At 63.3% G+C, this 16,404-nt stretch carries 14 protein-coding genes; 5 read left to right on the top strand and 9 right to left on the bottom strand.

Going from position 1 to position 16,404, the window contains the following annotated elements; genetic code table 11:
* Positions 1 to 57 precede the first annotated feature (57 nt).
* Positions 58 to 1,740 (bottom strand): adenylate/guanylate cyclase domain-containing protein, encoded by a 1,683-nt coding sequence (locus OE747_RS06145; protein WP_263827726.1) that lies wholly within the window; start codon positions 1,738 to 1,740, stop codon positions 58 to 60.
* Between the two features lie 27 nt (positions 1,741 to 1,767).
* Entirely contained in the window at positions 1,768 to 2,463 is a 696-nt protein-coding gene (locus tag OE747_RS06140) for a glutathione S-transferase family protein (protein WP_263827725.1), read from the bottom strand.
* 85 nt (positions 2,464 to 2,548) lie between these two features.
* Here OE747_RS06140 and OE747_RS06135 point away from each other — a divergent pair, with 85 nt between their 5' ends.
* Both OE747_RS06135 and OE747_RS06130 read left to right on the top strand, forming a co-directional pair.
* On the top strand, positions 2,549 to 3,040 hold the full coding sequence (locus OE747_RS06135; protein ID WP_263827724.1) for a MarR family winged helix-turn-helix transcriptional regulator: 492 nt from the start codon (positions 2,549 to 2,551) through the stop codon (positions 3,038 to 3,040).
* A 42-nt stretch (positions 3,041 to 3,082) separates the two neighbouring features.
* Positions 3,083 to 4,468: an alpha/beta fold hydrolase gene (locus tag OE747_RS06130; RefSeq protein ID WP_263827723.1), complete on the top strand. Its 1,386-nt coding sequence runs from the start codon at positions 3,083 to 3,085 to the stop codon at positions 4,466 to 4,468.
* A 27-nt stretch (positions 4,469 to 4,495) separates the two neighbouring features.
* Here the strand turns inward: OE747_RS06130 and OE747_RS06125 are convergent, their stop codons facing one another.
* A complete protein-coding gene (locus tag OE747_RS06125) occupies positions 4,496 to 5,851 on the bottom strand; it encodes an adenylate/guanylate cyclase domain-containing protein (protein ID WP_263827722.1) in 1,356 nt (451 codons plus the stop codon).
* Between the two features lie 182 nt (positions 5,852 to 6,033).
* On the opposite strand from OE747_RS06125, the gene uvrB reads away from it, so the two are divergent.
* Complete coding sequence (gene uvrB / locus OE747_RS06120; protein ID WP_318527293.1) at positions 6,034 to 8,232, top strand: excinuclease ABC subunit UvrB; 2,199 nt, start codon at positions 6,034 to 6,036, stop codon at positions 8,230 to 8,232.
* Positions 8,233 to 8,249: 17 nt separating this feature from the next.
* Here the strand turns inward: uvrB and OE747_RS06115 are convergent, their stop codons facing one another.
* The 3 genes from OE747_RS06115 to OE747_RS06105 form a co-directional block, all read right to left on the bottom strand.
* Complete coding sequence (locus tag OE747_RS06115) at positions 8,250 to 8,963, bottom strand: hypothetical protein (RefSeq protein ID WP_263827721.1); 714 nt, start codon at positions 8,961 to 8,963, stop codon at positions 8,250 to 8,252.
* Positions 8,964 to 8,990: 27 nt separating this feature from the next.
* Complete coding sequence (locus tag OE747_RS06110; RefSeq protein ID WP_263827720.1) at positions 8,991 to 9,365, bottom strand: hypothetical protein; 375 nt, start codon at positions 9,363 to 9,365, stop codon at positions 8,991 to 8,993.
* 441 nt (positions 9,366 to 9,806) lie between these two features.
* A complete protein-coding gene (locus OE747_RS06105; RefSeq protein ID WP_263827719.1) occupies positions 9,807 to 10,340 on the bottom strand; it encodes an REP-associated tyrosine transposase in 534 nt (177 codons plus the stop codon).
* A gap of 353 nt (positions 10,341 to 10,693) precedes the next feature.
* Here OE747_RS06105 and OE747_RS06100 point away from each other — a divergent pair, with 353 nt between their 5' ends.
* Together OE747_RS06100 and glpD are read left to right on the top strand one after the other, a co-directional pair.
* The gene (locus OE747_RS06100) at positions 10,694 to 11,467 is read left to right on the top strand and encodes a DeoR/GlpR family DNA-binding transcription regulator (RefSeq protein WP_263827718.1); all 774 of its coding nucleotides are present in this window, start codon (positions 10,694 to 10,696) and stop codon (positions 11,465 to 11,467) included.
* Positions 11,460 to 13,043 (top strand): glycerol-3-phosphate dehydrogenase, encoded by a 1,584-nt coding sequence (gene glpD, locus OE747_RS06095; RefSeq protein WP_263827717.1) that lies wholly within the window; start codon positions 11,460 to 11,462, stop codon positions 13,041 to 13,043. The genes OE747_RS06100 and glpD overlap by 8 nt, the downstream gene beginning before the upstream one ends.
* Here glpD and OE747_RS06090 read toward each other — a convergent pair.
* The 3 genes from OE747_RS06090 to OE747_RS06080 form a co-directional block, all read right to left on the bottom strand.
* Positions 13,032 to 14,009 carry an alpha/beta fold hydrolase gene (locus OE747_RS06090; protein ID WP_263827716.1) on the bottom strand — a complete coding sequence of 326 codons (978 nt, stop codon included), beginning with the start codon at positions 14,007 to 14,009 and terminating at the stop codon, positions 13,032 to 13,034. The two genes, glpD and OE747_RS06090, sit on opposite strands and share 12 nt — an antisense overlap.
* 13 nt (positions 14,010 to 14,022) lie before the next feature.
* Positions 14,023 to 15,492: a flavin-containing monooxygenase gene (locus tag OE747_RS06085; RefSeq protein WP_263827715.1), complete on the bottom strand. Its 1,470-nt coding sequence runs from the start codon at positions 15,490 to 15,492 to the stop codon at positions 14,023 to 14,025.
* A 74-nt stretch (positions 15,493 to 15,566) separates the two neighbouring features.
* Positions 15,567 to 16,367 carry a PaaX family transcriptional regulator C-terminal domain-containing protein gene (locus OE747_RS06080; protein WP_263827714.1) on the bottom strand — a complete coding sequence of 267 codons (801 nt, stop codon included), beginning with the start codon at positions 16,365 to 16,367 and terminating at the stop codon, positions 15,567 to 15,569.
* Positions 16,368 to 16,404: the final 37 nt, after the last annotated feature.

Below are 16,404 nucleotides of genomic sequence, written 5' to 3'. Positions count from 1 at the left end.
TTCACTTGGGAAATTGTCATGATTCTGCGGTTTCGCCCTATAGGCAGCGCTCCAGGATCAGGTTTCGATACCGTCCAGTTGCCCTTGTGGGCTTCGGACCGCGCTCGCCAACGCCTCGGCCAGATGTTGGTGTGACGCCGGCAGAACCGGACAGCGCGAACAGATATTGGGCTGGGGCGCAAGGCTCGCCGCCCTCTGTAACGCGTCTCTCGCTGCGTCCGCTTCGCCAGCAGCCCGCAGCGCTTGGCCGCGCAAGACATGCATCGCCCGGTCCTTTGGCCGAGTGTCGGCTGCCAGTCGCGCGTCTTCTGCGGCCAGATCGTAGCGTCCGCCGCAGTAATAGGCTGCCGCCCGCAGAAAGCGCCGACAGGGGATCATCGGATTGTGAACCTGCCTTTGCAACAACAGTCCGTACTTTTCCGCGGCCTTGTCGAAATTGCCTTCGACCATCAGGATATGCGCCTCCAGTTCGTGGTTCTCCGAATAGGCCGGGTTCAGGTCGCGACTGCGCAGCAGATCGGCCCGGGCGCCTGCCACATCAGACAGGCAATTGATCCGATAGAGACCACGGGTCCAGAATACATAGTCGCTCCCCGGGTTCTGTTCGATCGCGGTATCAAGGTCGTCTGCCAGTTGCGCCAGCAGATCCGGGGGCAACGTCCTGTAGCGCGCGGCATGTGTCATGATCTCGGCCTCGGCGCGCATCGCCAGGGAAACGCCGTCGCGCGGGTTCATCCGGATCGCGCGTTTCATCAGCCGCAAGCCGTCGATCCAGTCCTCGTAAGTCAGCCGGTAATAGGCATTGGCCGCTCGCGCCCTCAGTTCCGAGACGCTCAACTCCTCTTCCGGGATATGGGCCAGGCGGTCACCGTCAAAAGCGTTGGTCTGGATGCGCAGATCGGCCTCGGCGCGTTCCAGCACCACGTCGCAGAAATCGAAAATGTCCGCCGTTTCGCGGTCATAGCTTTCGGACCAGACCGGCCGCCCTTCGGAACGCAGGACCAGCGACAGGCTCAGCCGTCCGCGCCCACCCGCGACGCGCAGCCTGCTGCGCAGGTCATAGGTGGCGTTCTCGACAGGCCTGTTCGCGGCGTCCAGCACGACGACACCCTGCCGCCGGGACAGGCGGATCACCAGCTGATCGTGCAGGTCGCCCGCCAGTGCTGCGGTTTCGGCATCCAGCGGGGCGTATTCGATGGCGGCGACCGCGATCGATGTGACCTCGTCCGGATCGGCCTTGCGCTTGTGCTTGGGTCGCCACTGATACAGCCGCACCGGCTGGGCGATGTTCTTCAGCCGGAACATCCCCGCATCCCTGAGCTCCCCCGCCAGCGGACCGGACAACTGCCGGAACAGGTCCTCCGACACCATCAATCCGCCGGGGGGTGCCTCTGCCTCGATCCGCTGCGCGATGTTAAGCCCCGACCCGTAGAAATCCTCGCCGTCCGACACGATCTCGCCGATATGCGCACCGATACGCAGCTTCAGCTCGGTTTCGGTCTGAAGCTTCGCCTGAAGGCTCATGGCGCAGTCCACGCAGGCCGATACGCTGGTAAAGGAAATGATCCAGCCATCGCCAAGGCGTTTCAGAACGCGGCCCGCATGCGCGCCGACCGCGGGTTCCAACATGTCCAACCGCAGGCTGCGAACCGCGTCGATGGTCTGGTCCTGGTCTGCTTCCATCATCGCGGAGTAGCCGACAATGTCGGCAAACATCAGGACGGCAAGCTGGCTGTGCATCGGCGCTCCCTGTTGTGTGGGTCAAGTCTATGGGATCGTGGCCTCCTGTAAAGCTTTCCCGTCCATGGACCGCGCCAGCTCTCCCAGATGCGAATCCCGCGCCCGCAGGAACGTCAGCAACCGCGACGGATAGCCCTCGGGCGGGGCATCGCGCACCGACGGGCGCGCCGCCACCGCCGCGCGCCAGCGTGTCATGCCGGTGTCGTCGGGCATCAGGTCGAACGCGCCCAGCGTCTCGAACGTGTCGAGATAGCGGAACACCGTGCCCCAGACCCCGTCAATCATGTGAAAGGTCGGCCCGGCGAAGAACGGGCCTTGCACCTCGGGCGCGACCCGCGCCAGCCGGTCGCGCAGGGCCTGCCTGCGCGCCTCGAAGCGCGCGGCATCGGGGGCGTTATAGAACCCCGCGATCTCGGCCAGCGTGGCCGAGGCATATTCGATCCACGCCCGGTGCCGCGCCTTTTCCAGCGGATCGTCGGGGTGCAGCGAACCGGGGGTGATCTCGTCGAGATATTCGGCGATCACCTGGCTTTCGAACAGCACCCTGCCGCCGGTCTCCAGCACCGGCACCCGGCCCAGCGGCGACAGGGCGCGGAACCAGTCGGGCTTGTCCGACAGGTCGATATAGCTGCGTTTATGGGGGATATCCTTTTCGCTCAGCACGATCACCGCGCGCTGCACATAGGGGCACAGGTGATGGCTGATCAGATGCAGGTCGGTCATGGAATCCTCATTTGAATGCAGTTGCATTTACATGATCTGGGCATTCCCGCTTGAAAGTCAATGCATCTGCATTTACTTTCTCCGCATGAGCAAACCCACCCCCGATCCCTTTGCCGTCTGGCTGCCGCTGGCCCGCGCCCACAAGGCGGTGCTCACCCATGTGGAGGCGGCGCTGAAATCGGCGGGCCTGCCGGGGCTCGACCGTTACGACATCCTGTGGGAGCTGGACAAGGCCGGGCCCGAGGGCCTGCGACCCTTCGAATTGCAGGACAGGCTGCTGCTGCCGCAATATGGCGTGTCGCGGCTGGTCGACCGGCTGGCCCGCGCCGGGCACCTGACCCGCACGGCCTGTGACGCGGACGGGCGCGGGCAGGTTCTGGTCCTGACGCCCGAAGGCGCGCGGGTGCGCGCCGCCATGTGGGCGGTCTATGCCGCCGCCATGCACGAGGCCATCGGCGATCACCTCGCCCCGGGCGAGGCGCGGCGACTGGCGGAACTGCTGAGCAAGCTCACCCGCCCCGGCGACGCGTCCGAGCCGCACCAAGACACTGGACAGACAGGCCAATCCGCGCCCTAATCCGGATGGCGCAAGGGGGCGCCAGACCGGGGGACTGCCAGCATGGCAAGACAGATCGCGGCCATACTCTCGCTCGACGTGGTGGGGTTCACCGCCCGTATGGCCGCGAACCCGGACACCACGATGGCCGAACTCAATCAGGTCTTCGAGCAGGTCATTCGCCCAAGCGTGAAGATCGGCAATGGCCGCATCTTCAAGCTGATGGGCGATGGCGCGCTGGTGCGCTTCGCCACCGCTACCGAGGCGATTGCCACCGCGCACGCGATCCAGAAAGGGATGCTGGGCAAGCCGGTGCAACTGCGCGCCGGGGTGCATGTGGGCGACGTCACCATCAATGGCGAGGATGTGTTCGGCGACGCGGTCAACATCGCGTCGCGGCTTCAGGCCGCCGCACCGCCGGGTGGCTGCCTCGTCAGCCGCGTGACCCGACAGATCGCGGGCGGCACCGTCGGTATTCCCCTGAAATCCGAAGGCGCTATGAGCCTCAAAGGGCTTTCCGCCCCGCTCGAAGTCCTGTCGCTCGACCTGTCGGGCGCAGATGACCAAGCCGAACGCGCGCGGCAATCCGCGCGGCAGGTGATCCGCTTTGCCACCTCGCGGGACGGAACCCGCATCGCCTGGACCGAAACCGGCAAGGGCCGGACAATGGTCAAGGCGCCCAACTGGGTGCAGCATCTGGAATACGACTGGACGCAGAACCCGATGAACGGCTGGCTGCCGCATCTCAGTCACCACTACCGGCTGATCCGCTGCGACGGGCGCAACAATGGCCTGTCCGACAGGGGCGTCGCCGATGTCTCGCCCGACCGGTTCGTCGACGACCTTGCGGCGCTGTTCGACGCGGCGGGGGTCGCGCGGGCGCCTGTCTTTGGCCTGTCTTTCGGCGCCGCAGTCGCCGCCGCCTATGCCGCGCGCTATCCCGACCGGGTCTCGGGCCTGATCCTGATGAGCGGTTTCGTGCAGGGGCCGGGCAAACGCAACCGGCCGCAGGATCAGGCCCTGGGGCAGGCGATGCGAGAGCTTGTGCGTGACAACTGGGACGATGGCTATCCCTCGGGTCGGCACCTCTTTGCCCAGGCGTTCTTTCCCGAATCCAGCCCACAGGATCAGGACAGCTATGCCCAGTTCATCAAGATGGCGATGACCCATCAGGATTACCTGCGCATCGGCGAATGCGTCGACGTGGTCGATATCGAGCCGCTCTTGCCCGCCATTCGCTGCCCCGCGCTGGTGCTGCATTCCGACCGCGAGCGGCTGCACTTCAAGGATCAGGGTCAGCGCCTGGCCGCCGGTATCCGAAACGCGCGCTTTGTCAGCCTCGACACCGCCAACAACACCATGCCCGATTACGACCCCGAATGGCCCAGGGCGCTGCGCGAGATCGAGGACTTTCTTGCCACCATTCCCGACGATCAGGGCACCGGCTGACACCGGAACCGCCAAAGGCACATGGTGTCATTCCGGGTCAGTCGCCGCCCGATCCGGATTGCCCAGCCGGGCCAGCCGCCATTGCCCCGGCACACCTTTCAATTCCCGGATCCCGATGTCGTCAAAGGCCAATCTGGAACCGGCCAACAGATCGCACATGGTAGAAGACACCAGCGTCTCTCCGGCCCCGGCCGCCCCCATGATCCGGGCGGCAATCACAACGCCCAGCCCGGTCACATCCGCTTGGCCATGCCGCAGACACTCGCCGGTATGCGCGCCCGCGCGCAGCGTCAGGCCGAGCCGCGCGGCCTCGGCGTGCATATCCCGGGCGCAGGCGATCGCCCGGCTGGGTCCGGCAAAGGTAGCCATGAAACCGTCTCCGGTGGATTTGACGAGGTGCCCGGCATGATGCCGAACCGCGCGGGCCGCTGCGGCGTCATGCGCCGCCAGCTTGTCGCGCCAGGCGGCATCCCCCAGCCGCGCCGCGATTTCGGTGGACCCCACGATATCGCTCATCAGCACGCTCAGCAAAACGCGATCCTCGCCCCCGGTGCGTTCGTCGTCGATGAAATCGCGGATCCAGCCCAGGCATTCATCCTGGTCTCCTGCCCAGATCGCATGGTCCGCGCCGCCGATCTCGATCAGGCGGCTGTCGGGGATATGCTCGGCCAGATATCGCGTCTGCTCGGCCGGTGTCGTTCGGTCGCCCGGCCTGCGAAAGATCAGCGCGGGGCAGGCGATCGAAGGCAGCACGGCGCGCACGTCCAACTCGTACCAGATCCTGGCATAGGCGGCGGCCGACGAGGGGCTGGCCGCATGGATCAGCATTCGCGCGTACCATTCCTCCTCCTCCGGAATGCCCGCCAGGCTCGGGGCCTGTTCGCCCAGATGGTCCGGCTTGCCCCAGTTTTCGACCAGATGCGTGGCAAAGGCTTCGAGTTCGGCCCGGCGCATTCCCGTCGGCCAGTCGGGTTTCCAGGCATTGCAGGGCCTGCAATCCAGCAGGATGATCGAGCGCACCCGTTCCGGATAACAGGCAGCGAACATTGCCGTCACATGGCCGCCTTCGGAATGCCCAAGGATCGTGGCCCGCTGCGACCCTGCCGCATCCATCACCGCGCGGATGTCCTCGGCGCGCTCTTCCAGCGTCGGCGCTCCGGTTTCGCGATCCGACAGCCCGGTGCCCCGCTTGTCGAACAGGATCAGGCGCGAAAAGGAAGCGAGCGTTTCCAGTAGCCGGCGATAGGCGGGATGTTCCCAGATGATATCGATGTTGTGCAGCCAGCCGCTGGCATAGACCAGATCGACCGGACCCTCGCCAACCACCTGATAGGCCAGCCAGACATCGCCAGCCTTGGTATATCGCGTCTTTGGCCGCTGCATGTGCGCCTCTTCCCTTGTTGCATGGCGGGACCGTAAGCGTGAAACAACTGTCGCATGGAACTGTGCACCGGCTCAAGCTGGCAGGCAGTGGCGCCTGATGCCAGTTTCCGGCATCAGCCGGTCGTGCCCCCTTGAACCGGAACAAAAACAGACCAAGATCGGGGGCGAAAGGAATCCCCCCGATGCCCTATGCACATTCCGACAAGTCCGAGGCGCTGATGCATGCCCCCGCGCCCGAGGTAAAGGCGCGCCCCAAGCTCGAAGGCGGCCGCCGCTTTGTCATGCAGACCGAGTTCCAGCCGGCCGGCGACCAGCCCACCGCCATCGCGGAACTCTCGCAGGGCGTCAACGAGGGCGAGCGCAACCAAGTCCTGTTGGGCGCCACCGGTACGGGCAAGACCTTTACCATGGCCAAGGTGATCGAAGAGACCCAGCGCCCCGCCATCATCCTCGCCCCCAACAAGACGCTGGCAGCGCAATTATACGGCGAATTCAAGGGCTTCTTCCCCGATAACGCGGTCGAATACTTCGTCAGCTATTACGACTATTACCAGCCCGAGGCCTATGTGGCGCGCTCGGACACCTACATAGAAAAGGAATCCCAGATCAACGAACAGATCGACCGCATGCGCCACTCGGCCACGCGGGCACTGCTCGAACGCGACGATGTGATCATCGTCGCCTCGGTCTCTTGCATCTACGGTATCGGCTCGGTCGAGACCTATGGCGCCATGACCCAGGACCTCAAGGTCGGCGGCAACTACGACCAGCGCCATATCATCGCCGATCTGGTCTCCCAGCAATACCGCCGCAACGACCAGGCGTTCCAGCGTGGCAGCTTCCGGGTGCGCGGCGACAGCCTGGAGATCTGGCCCGCCCACCTCGAAGACCGCGCCTGGAAGCTCTCCTTCTTCGGCGAGGAGCTGGAGGCGATCACCGAGTTCGACCCCCTAACCGGCCAGAAAACCGACACGTTCGACCAGATCCGCGTCTATGCCAACTCGCACTACGTGACACCCAAGCCGACGATGCAGCAGGCCATCATCGGCATCAAGAAAGAGCTGCGCCAGCGGCTCGACCAGCTGGTGGGCGAGGGCAAGCTCCTGGAGGCGCAGCGCCTTGAACAGCGCACCAATTTCGATCTGGAAATGCTCGAGGCCACCGGCGTCTGCAACGGGATCGAGAACTATTCCCGCTATCTGACGGGGCGCGCGCCGGGTGAGCCGCCGCCGACGCTGTTCGAATTCATCCCCGACCATGCCATTGTTTTCGCCGATGAATCCCATGTCTCGGTGCCGCAGATCGGCGGCATGTACCGGGGCGACTATCGGCGCAAGTTCACGCTCGCCGAACACGGCTTCCGCCTGCCCAGCTGCATGGACAACCGACCGCTCAAGTTCGAGGAATGGGATGCCATGCGCCCGCAATCGGTCTTTGTCTCGGCCACGCCTGCCGCCTGGGAGATGGAGCAATCGGGCGGCGTCTTTACCGAACAGGTGATCCGCCCCACCGGCCTCTTGGACCCGCAGGTTGAAATCCGCCCCGTCAGCATGCAGGTCGACGACCTGCTGGACGAGGTGCGCAAGGTGGCCGCCAACGGCTATCGCACCCTTGTCACCACGCTGACCAAGCGCATGGCCGAGGATCTGACCGAATACCTGCACGAACAGGGCATCCGCGTCCGCTACATGCATTCCGACATCGACACGATCGAACGGATCGAGATCCTGCGCGACCTCCGCCTGGGCGCCTTTGACGTGCTGGTGGGCATCAACCTGCTGCGCGAGGGGCTGGATATCCCCGAATGCGGCCTCGTCGCCATTCTGGATGCCGACAAGGAAGGCTTCCTGCGCTCGGAAACCTCGCTGATCCAGACCATCGGCCGCGCCGCCCGCAACGCCGATGGCCGCGTCATCATGTATGCCGACCGCATCACCGGCAGCATGGAACGCGCCTTGGCCGAGACCGACCGCCGCCGCGCCAAGCAGATCGCCTATAACGAGGAACACGGGATCACCCCCGCGACGGTGAAAAAGAATGTCGAGGACGTGCTGGCCGGGCTCTACAAGGGCGACACCGACATGTCCCGCGTGACGGCCAAGATCGACAAGCCGCTGCATGGCGGCAATCTCGAGGCGGTGCTGGACGGGTTGCGCGCCGACATGCGCAAGGCCGCCGAGAACCTGGAATTCGAAGAGGCCGCGCGCCTGCGGGACGAGATCAAGCGTCTGGAGGCTGTCGATCTGGCGGTGTCGGACGACCCCATGGCGCGGCAATGGGCGGTCGAGAAGGCATCAGAGGAAGCGGTGAAGTCCAAGGGACGGAGTACGGCGGGCAGGCCGGGGCAGCGGGGCGGGAATGTGAAGCGGAGGGGGCGGTGAGAGTTCGTCTCAGTAGTTCAAAAGAAGTCGCTAAAACTTGAAAAGCCCTTCTCCTTCAAGAACTCGCCAACGACCCGACGAACAGACGCTACTAAGACTTGGATTACATTTCTTGTTTCGGCTTCAATCGCACCCGACAAACCTTTCTTTACCGCAACCACTGTCCTAGAAAGAGTAGTTTCCGCTTCTTGGATGTTTACAACCGGGGATTCGAGCTTTGCGATCGATTCTTTAAGCAAAGAAATCAGCTGTGCTCGGTGCAAGTCCGAAAAAATAGAAGTCGGTGCGCCAAGGCTGTTCGAGGAGTTCACTTTTTCCAAAATAAATGATAATAGATCCAGTAACTCCATGACGGCTTTATTCACTTCGAGATCATTCTTGGGTCTCCAAGGTTTTTCGAGAATCTGATTTACTTGATCTTCACTGTAGTGTTTTCTCAATGACGCGCGATGAACTGCGATTCGAAATCTGAAAAGCATGTTTTCGGAGATGTCCGCACCGGAATATATCTTGTTAAGCGTTTGTGCGCTAACCCCTAGAAAAAGTGCTTGCCGGTTCCGTTTTATCACTCCACGTTGGCGAAAATACATTTCCATCAACGTCGGTAAGTTGCCGGAGGTATAGTAATCGCGCGCGGCGCGACCCGAAGGGACGGCGCCGTCGTTAATAATTTTTTCCACTTCCACTAAAATGGCTTCCTCACCGACGTCGGCGAAAAGGTCTCTATCCATCTTTGAGTCCCTCATCTGCCTCAAAAATCATATTTTTGTCATGGCTGCTTTGAGAGCTTCGATTGCTACAACGCTCTCGTCAGAATGAGATCCAGCTGTTTCAATTAATTCAATTGCTTCCTGTAGCGCTATCTTTATTTCAAAAACAGTCTTTGCTCCCACATACGGGCCAGGAGGCGGAAGTTTGCCTTGCGGCCAAGGTTGGGCGTTCGGGTAGTCGCATTTTCCACTTGCAACCTCCGCGACTCTCCCCCCGTTGACACCAAAATAGGACGCAATGTCGTGCTGCTTATCACCGCGCTCGAGCATTCCTTTTACGATCTGAGTTTCCCTGTACGTAAATGCCATGCGGGTCCCGGTTATTCTCCTATTAATAGTAGTTTGAAATTTCCATTCACGCAAGCTTAGCCCGCATAGCAAGCGTAGGGTGGGCAGTCTTGCCCACCATCCCACCATCGTTTATTGACTCAACCCGCTGCATGGGTGGGCAAACTGCCCACCCTACGGCGCCGATCAACCGCCGCGCCGGTGGGCAAAACTGCCCACCCTGCGTTACTCGCCAAACCTGCCTTCGGTCGGGGAACCAACCCATTGCGCATCGACCCGGCCCAACCGGATGTCGCGGTGGATCGTTGAAAACGGCCAATCCACCGCCCGCTCCGCAAGGCCGTGTTTGACCGGATTGCCCCAGCAAGCGTAGGGTGGGCAGCAAGCGTAGGGTGGGCAGTCCTGCCCACCATCCCACCATCGAATATTGACTCCACCCGCTGCATGGGTGGGCAAACTGCCCACCCTACGGCGCCGATCAACCGTCGCATCGGTGGCAAAATTGCCCACCCTACGTCATTCGCCAAACCTGCCTTCGGTCGGCGAGCCAACCCATTGCGCATCGACCCGGCCCAACCGGATGTCGCGGTGGATCGTTGAAAACGGCCAATCCACCGCCCGCTCCGCAAGGCCGTGTTTGACCGGATTGCCCCAGCAATATTCCACATGGCGCCTGAAATCGCCCTCGTCGCGGATCACGTGCTCCCAGAACCGTCTCTGCCAGATGCCGCATTCCCGTTTTGCGCGCTTGCTGTCGGACAGGTTTGTAGGGTGGGCAGTTCTGCCCACCGCCCGCGAGAACCGGTGCTTGATCTTGCGCCAGCGTTCCGAAAACGCGCTATCGCCCGGCGGCAGGGTCCAGACCGCGTGCAGATGGTCGGGCAGAACGACGAAGGCCTCACAGACAATCGGTGCCTCGCGGATGGTCAGGGCATAGGCATGGCGCAGGTCGTCAATCCGCTCGGTCAGGAGCGTGGATGACCGGTCGGCCAGCGTGAGGGTAAAGAAGTAACTGGCCCCGGGGACCCGGCCGCGGCGGTAACTGGGCATGGGGTCAGGATCGGGGAAACCGGTTAACCGATGGTTGATGCGACCAGGCGGTGGGCAGAACTGCCCACCCTACGCGAGGTTCCGCCCCTGTACAAAACGGTCAATTGCCCCTCGGGGCCAGGTACAAAACGGTCAATTCGCGGTACAATCAGGCCCGGCCCCGCTGTGACCGCATGCTGTCACCCGAGTCGGCGAGACTTTCGTTTTGTGGCCCGCACAGGGGGTTTCGGCGGCAGAACGGCGAGAATTTGCTCAACCAATTTTCACAATCGATAAAATCGAAAGAAAAAGAAAGCAAATCGAGTGACAATCCGCTCTTTGCCTGCTAACCCGGTCAGGCAAGGAGACCCGGTATGGATGCGGAAAGTCGGCAAGACCAGATTCTCAGTCAACTCAAGGCCAAAGCCCGCCTCAGCGTCGAGGAACTGACCGCCCATTTCGGGGTCAGCAGCCAGACCATCCGTGCCGATCTGCGCGAGCTGCATGGTCGCGGTCTGCTCAAACGGACCCATGGTGGGGCGGTGCATGTCGACACTGCCTCCAGCCGCGAATATGGCGCGCGGCGCATGTTGAACCTCCGGCAGAAAGAGGCGATGGGCGAGCTGGCGGCGACCCTGATCCCGGACGAAAGCTCGGTCACACTGAACATCGGAACCTCGACGGAACAGGTCGCTCGGGCGTTGTCCGGGCATAGCGGGTTGATGGTTTTATCAAACAATATCAATATTATAAACGCTCTGATCGGAACGCGGTCAAAAGAGCTGGTGCTGGTGGGCGGTGCAGTGCGGCAGAGCGACGGCGCCATCGTGGGCGAGGATGCGGTCGAGTTCATCTCACGCTACAAGGTCGATTTCGCCGTCATCGGCGCCTCGGCCATGGATGCCGACGGCGCGATCCTCGATTTCGATGCGCGCGAGGTCTCGGTTGCGCGCGCGATCCTGCGCAATGCGCGCACCCGGATCCTGGTCTGCGACGGGTCCAAGTTCGACATCGCCGCGCCGATCCGGATCTGCGATGTGGCCGAGTTGGATTACGTGGTGACGGATCGGCCGCCGCCGGAACAGTTCATCGCACGGGCGCGGCAGGGGCAAACGGAAATTCTTGTTGTGGAACAATCGGATGGTTGAGGGTCAGGGCAAAATCTACGACCTCTTCGTAATCGGCGGCGGCATCAACGGTTGTGGCATCGCCCGCGACGCCGCGGGGCGCGGCCTGTCGGTGGCATTGGCTGAGATGAACGATCTGGCCTCGGCCACCTCCTCGGCTTCGACCAAGCTGTTCCACGGCGGGTTGCGGTATCTGGAGTATTTCGAATTCCGCCTGGTGCGTGAGGCCCTGATCGAGCGCGAGGTGCTCTTGCGCGCGATGCCGCATATCAGCTGGCCGATGCGTTTTGTCCTGCCTTATCATCGTGATATGCGGTTCCAGAACGACACGCCCACCTCGCGCCTGTTGTCCGCGATCATGCCCTGGATGAAGGGACGGCGGCCCGCCTGGCTGATCCGTCTGGGGTTGTTCATGTACGACCATCTGGGCGGGCGGCGGATTCTGCCGGGGACGCGGACGCTGGACCTGTCCAGCAATCCCGCGGGCGCGGCGTTGCAGGAGCGGTTCCAGAAGGCTTATGAATACTCGGATTGCTGGATCCAGGATGCGCGCCTTGTGGTCCTGAACGCCCGCGACGCCGAGGCGCGCGGCGCGCGGATCATGACCCGAACCCGGGTGGTGTCGGCGGAACGCGCCAGCGATCACTGGACCGTCACGCTCGAGGACCGGGCCAGTGGCGATACATTCCAGGTCAAGGCGCGGATGCTGGTCAACGCGGGCGGACCCTGGGTCGGCGAGCTGATCCATGGCGCGCTGCGGTTGAATTCCTCTGAAAAGGTCAGGCTGGTGCGTGGCAGCCATATCGTGACCAAGCGTTTGTTTGATCACGATAAATGCTATTTCTTCCAGGGCACGGACGGGCGGATCATCTTCGCCATTCCTTACGAGGAGGATTTCACCCTGATCGGGACCACCGATCAGGAGCACAGCGATGCCGACGCGCCGCCGGTCTGCACCGAGGGTGAGCGGGATTACCTGTTGCGCTTCGCCTCGCAGTATTTCAAGCGGCAACTGAGCGCCGAGGATGTCGTCTGGACCTACTCCGGCGTTCGTCCGCTATATGACGATGGGGCCACTTCGGCCACGGCGGCGACGCGGGACTATGTGCTGAAGGTGGATCGCTCGGGCGGTGCGCCTGTTCTCAACGTCTTTGGCGGCAAGATCACGACATACCGGCGGCTGGCGGAATCGGCGATGGAGAAGATCGCGCCGTTCTTTCCGGGCCTTTCCGGTGACTGGACGGCGGGCAAACCCCTGCCCGGTGGCGATTTTCCGGTCGATGGCGTGACAGGTTTGTGGGACGGGTTACGGCAGCAATACCCGTTTCTGACCGAGGCCTGGGCGATGCGGCTGGTTCGGACCTATGGCACCGAGGCGGCGTCTGTGCTGGGCGATGCAGCCACCGCCAACGATCTGGGCGAGGCGTTCGGCGCCACCATCACCGCACGCGAGCTTGACTGGGTGATCGAGCACGAATGGGTGCGCGGCGCCGAGGACTTCCTCTGGCGGCGCACCAAGCTGGGCCTGAGGCTGGAGCCCGGGCAGGTTGCGCGCATCGACGCCTATATCACCGGGCGGCTCGGCCTAGCCGCGTAGCGTGGCCGGCACGCGGGTCGAGATCGAGACGCCGCGAATGAATTCCTCGCATTCATCCGGCGCGGTGATCGGCAGCATATGGCCGCGACCCGGCAGCACCTCGCAGCGCAGGCCATATTTCTTCATCGGTACCCCGTGCTGGGTTGGCAGCAGGATCGGGTCTTCGGCGCCGAATAGGATCGCACCGGGCACGTCCAGCTTGGCGTAGCGTTTGGCTTGGGCCGCGATTGTCGCGTCTGCGGCGACCACATCTTCGGACGCGGTGATGAAGGCCTGCGGTTTCAACCCCAGCGCGCCCCCGGCTCGGTCCAGGAAATCCTCGGGGCAGGCTTCTGGAGCAAACACCTGCTCCAGCGTCTTGGCTGCGGTCCATTTGGCCATCGGCACCGCGATGGTAAGGCCGATCAGGCGGCGCAGCCATTCGGTGCGCAACTCCAGCGGTCGGAACACCGGCGGGGTAGACCCCATATGGTGGGTCAGGGGGCAGAGGAGCGCCAGCCCGGCCAGCTTGCGCGGCCGATCGAGCGCCATGGCAAGTGCCACCGCACCGCCCAGCGAATGACCGATCAGAACCGGGTATTCGACACCCTTGGCATCCAGAAAGGCGCCGATCATCCGCGCCTGTTCGGGCAGGGCCGCAAGCGCGGCCCCGTCGCGGGTGGAATAGCCGCAGCCGGGCCGGTCGAGCGCGATCACGTGGTGATCCTGGGCCAGCCGGTCCACCAGAGCATAGGTGAAATGCTGCAACTGGCCGGACAGGCCATGGATCATCACCAGCGTCTGTTTCGACGGGTCGCCGGCCTCGACATAGTGGATCGCGCCGCCGTCGACCTGTTCAATCTGTCCCATCTGCGGGACGAGGGCCGCGCCCATCCGCGCGAGCCTGCGTGTCTGGATCCATCCCAGGACAAGCCCGACGGCAATCGCGGCAAGGATCAGGCAGATGAGCAAAAGCAGGGTGGACATGGCGGCCTCGGGATCAGCTATGCGACGGGGGCGAGGTTAGATACTGTTCCAGCCCGGCGCCAGCCATGCGTTTGCGATATTCGCTGACGGTGCCGGGCCACAGCGTGGTGTTGCGGCCGCTGCTGTCCTGATACCACGAGGAACAGCCGCCCGCCTGCCAGACCGAGTCTGTCAGCCGCTCCTGCATTTCGGCCTCGAAGGCGGCCTGCGCCTTTGGCTTCGGCGAGATCGTGGCCAGCTTCTGGTTTTGCATGGCGTCCAGCAGACGCCCGATATGTTCAACCTGCGCCTCAATCATCAGCACGACCGAGTTATGGCCCAACCCGGTATGCGGCCCAAGCAGGACAAAGAAGTTGGGGAAGCCTGCAACCGAAGTCCCCAGATGCGCGGACATACCATCTGCCCAAGCCTCGCGGATGGTCAGCCCGTCGGTGCCGGTGATGTCCAGCCGTTCCGCGGCGTCGGTGACATGGAACCCGGTGCCCCAGATCAGTACGTCGGCCTGAACCCGGGTGCCGTCGGCGGCGATCAGGGTATCGCCCTCGATCCGGGCCACGCCATGGGGGATCACCTCGACATTGTCACGGGCCAGGGCCGGATACCAGTCGTTGGAGCTGAGAATGCGCTTGCAGCCGATGCGATAGGGCGGGGTCAGCCTCGCCTGTTCCTCGGGGTCGGGGATGGCGTCGGTCAGTGCCTTTTGCCACATGCGCATTGCGAAATCGACGGCCCTCGGCTTGCCGCGAAACACCGCGTGGCGGAACTCGAACACCGCATAGATCAGCGCGCGGCGGATACGCGGCAGCAGCGGCACGCAGGCATAGAGCCGCCGTACCCAGGGGGCGATTGGCCCGTCCGGTCTGGGCAGGACATAGGGCGGCGTGCGCTGAAAAATGCTGACCTGGGCGGCCTTGGGCGCGATTTCGGGCACGAATTGCACCGCCGAGGCGCCGGTGCCGACAACTGCCACCCGCTTGCCTGCCAGCTCGATACCATGATCCCACTGGGCCGAGTGGAAGGCCGGGCCGGGAAAGCTGTCTGCGCCGGGCAGCAAGGGGATGTTCGGTACATGCAGCGCGCCAATGGCCGAGACCAGAAAGCGCGCCGACCAATGTTGTCCCTCTTCGGTTTCAACCTGCCAGCGTGCGCCGTCCCAGCGGGCCGCGCGCAGGGTCTGACCGAAATGACAGAGGTCGTACAGGTTTTCGTCGCGGGCCACCTTTTGCAGATAGGTCTGTATTTCGCCGCCGCCCGCATAGGCGGTGGACCAGCCCGGGTTCGGGTGGCTTGCCATGGAATAAAGATGCGAGGGTACATCACAGGCCACCCCGGGATAGGTGTTCTCGCGCCATGTGCCGCCGATATCATCGGCCTTTTCCAGAATGTCGATCCGCGCAAGGCCGCGTTTTCGGGCCTCGATCGCCATGATCAGCCCGGAAAACCCCGCCCCGACAATCAAAATGTCCGTTTCGCGCGTTGTCATCCTGTCCGGCCTCCGGTCGTTGCCTTTGTGAAGCCTAGCGGATTCGCGCCGGATGTGGACAGTCTGCCGTTAGGTCAATCCGCCTGGTTCAGATCGGCAAGCCGGGGCAGGGGCAACGTGTCGAGCAGGGTAAAGACCTCGTCACGACAGGCGGGGCCCATCCATCCGGGGGGCTGGAAAACCGTTGGCAGATCGGGATGCCGCAGTGCCACCCGCCGCCACCGGTGCACCAGCAGCGTGCGCAGGGTCGCGATCTGGAGCGGAGAGAGGCGCGGCGGTCGGACCGACGCATTCAGCACCGCACAATCCTGATGCAGACTGGCACAGGCCGCGCCCAGTTCTGCGGGATAGAGCCGGGTCTGCATCCAATCGGGAATGGCGCGCGCGGTCACGTCGAACCCGGCCAGATCCTCGCAATCCCCCGGTACAGGACCCGATCCCAATGCGACAAGACGACCAAGGCCGATATAGGTATCGGTCAGCAGCATCTCGTTCAGGGTTTGCGCGCCGCTGCCATCCTCGGCGATCAGGATATGCCATTCCTGCGGCACCTCGGGTGCGCGGGTGTAGATCCGGGGGGTGACCCGGTCGGACTGGGTGCGGCCATAATCGGTGAGGAAATGGACCGAGGTGCGCCCCTCGCGGTTGCTGTCGATCCAGCCATCCTTGCGCAGGCGGTGCAGCGCGACGCGGATCGCCTCGGGTTTGATCCCCATGGGCATGATGATCCGGGTCAGCGCGCCGCCGGACAGGCGGTCGCCGGGGCGCCGCGCCAGATCGCCGAAGAGCGAAACGATGATGGACCAGACCCTTTGGTTCTGGGGGTCCGCAAGCCGCAATGCCGCGGTTTCGAACCAGGAAATCTTGTTCGTCATGATTTCAGTCTAAGCCGTTCTCCCGGAGAAGAGAATC

Source organism: Ruegeria aquimaris (assembly GCF_025751555.1).
GTDB classification, from domain to species: domain Bacteria; phylum Pseudomonadota; class Alphaproteobacteria; order Rhodobacterales; family Rhodobacteraceae; genus Ruegeria_B; species Ruegeria_B aquimaris.
The sequence above is the reverse complement of the archived record's forward strand: the minus strand, read 5'-3'. Positions and strand labels throughout refer to the sequence as shown.

Bases quoted from the DNA above. Each gene is read 5' to 3' on its own strand.
- OE747_RS06145 (WP_263827726.1), bottom strand. From the start codon at position 1,740: ATGCACAGCCAGCTTGCCGTCCTGATGTTTGCCGACATTGTCGGCTAC.
- OE747_RS06140 (WP_263827725.1), bottom strand. From the start codon at position 2,463: ATGACCGACCTGCATCTGATCAGCCATCACCTGTGCCCCTATGTGCAG.
- OE747_RS06135 (WP_263827724.1), top strand. From the start codon at position 2,549: ATGAGCAAACCCACCCCCGATCCCTTTGCCGTCTGGCTGCCGCTGGCC.
- OE747_RS06130 (WP_263827723.1), top strand. From the start codon at position 3,083: ATGGCAAGACAGATCGCGGCCATACTCTCGCTCGACGTGGTGGGGTTC.
- OE747_RS06125 (WP_263827722.1), bottom strand. From the start codon at position 5,851: ATGCAGCGGCCAAAGACGCGATATACCAAGGCTGGCGATGTCTGGCTG.
- uvrB (WP_318527293.1), top strand. From the start codon at position 6,034: ATGCCCTATGCACATTCCGACAAGTCCGAGGCGCTGATGCATGCCCCC.
- OE747_RS06115 (WP_263827721.1), bottom strand. From the start codon at position 8,963: ATGGATAGAGACCTTTTCGCCGACGTCGGTGAGGAAGCCATTTTAGTG.
- OE747_RS06105 (WP_263827719.1), bottom strand. From the start codon at position 10,340: ATGCCCAGTTACCGCCGCGGCCGGGTCCCCGGGGCCAGTTACTTCTTT.
- OE747_RS06100 (WP_263827718.1), top strand. From the start codon at position 10,694: ATGGATGCGGAAAGTCGGCAAGACCAGATTCTCAGTCAACTCAAGGCC.
- glpD (WP_263827717.1), top strand. From the start codon at position 11,460: ATGGTTGAGGGTCAGGGCAAAATCTACGACCTCTTCGTAATCGGCGGC.
- OE747_RS06090 (WP_263827716.1), bottom strand. From the start codon at position 14,009: ATGTCCACCCTGCTTTTGCTCATCTGCCTGATCCTTGCCGCGATTGCC.
- OE747_RS06085 (WP_263827715.1), bottom strand. From the start codon at position 15,492: ATGACAACGCGCGAAACGGACATTTTGATTGTCGGGGCGGGGTTTTCC.
- OE747_RS06080 (WP_263827714.1), bottom strand. From the start codon at position 16,367: ATGACGAACAAGATTTCCTGGTTCGAAACCGCGGCATTGCGGCTTGCG.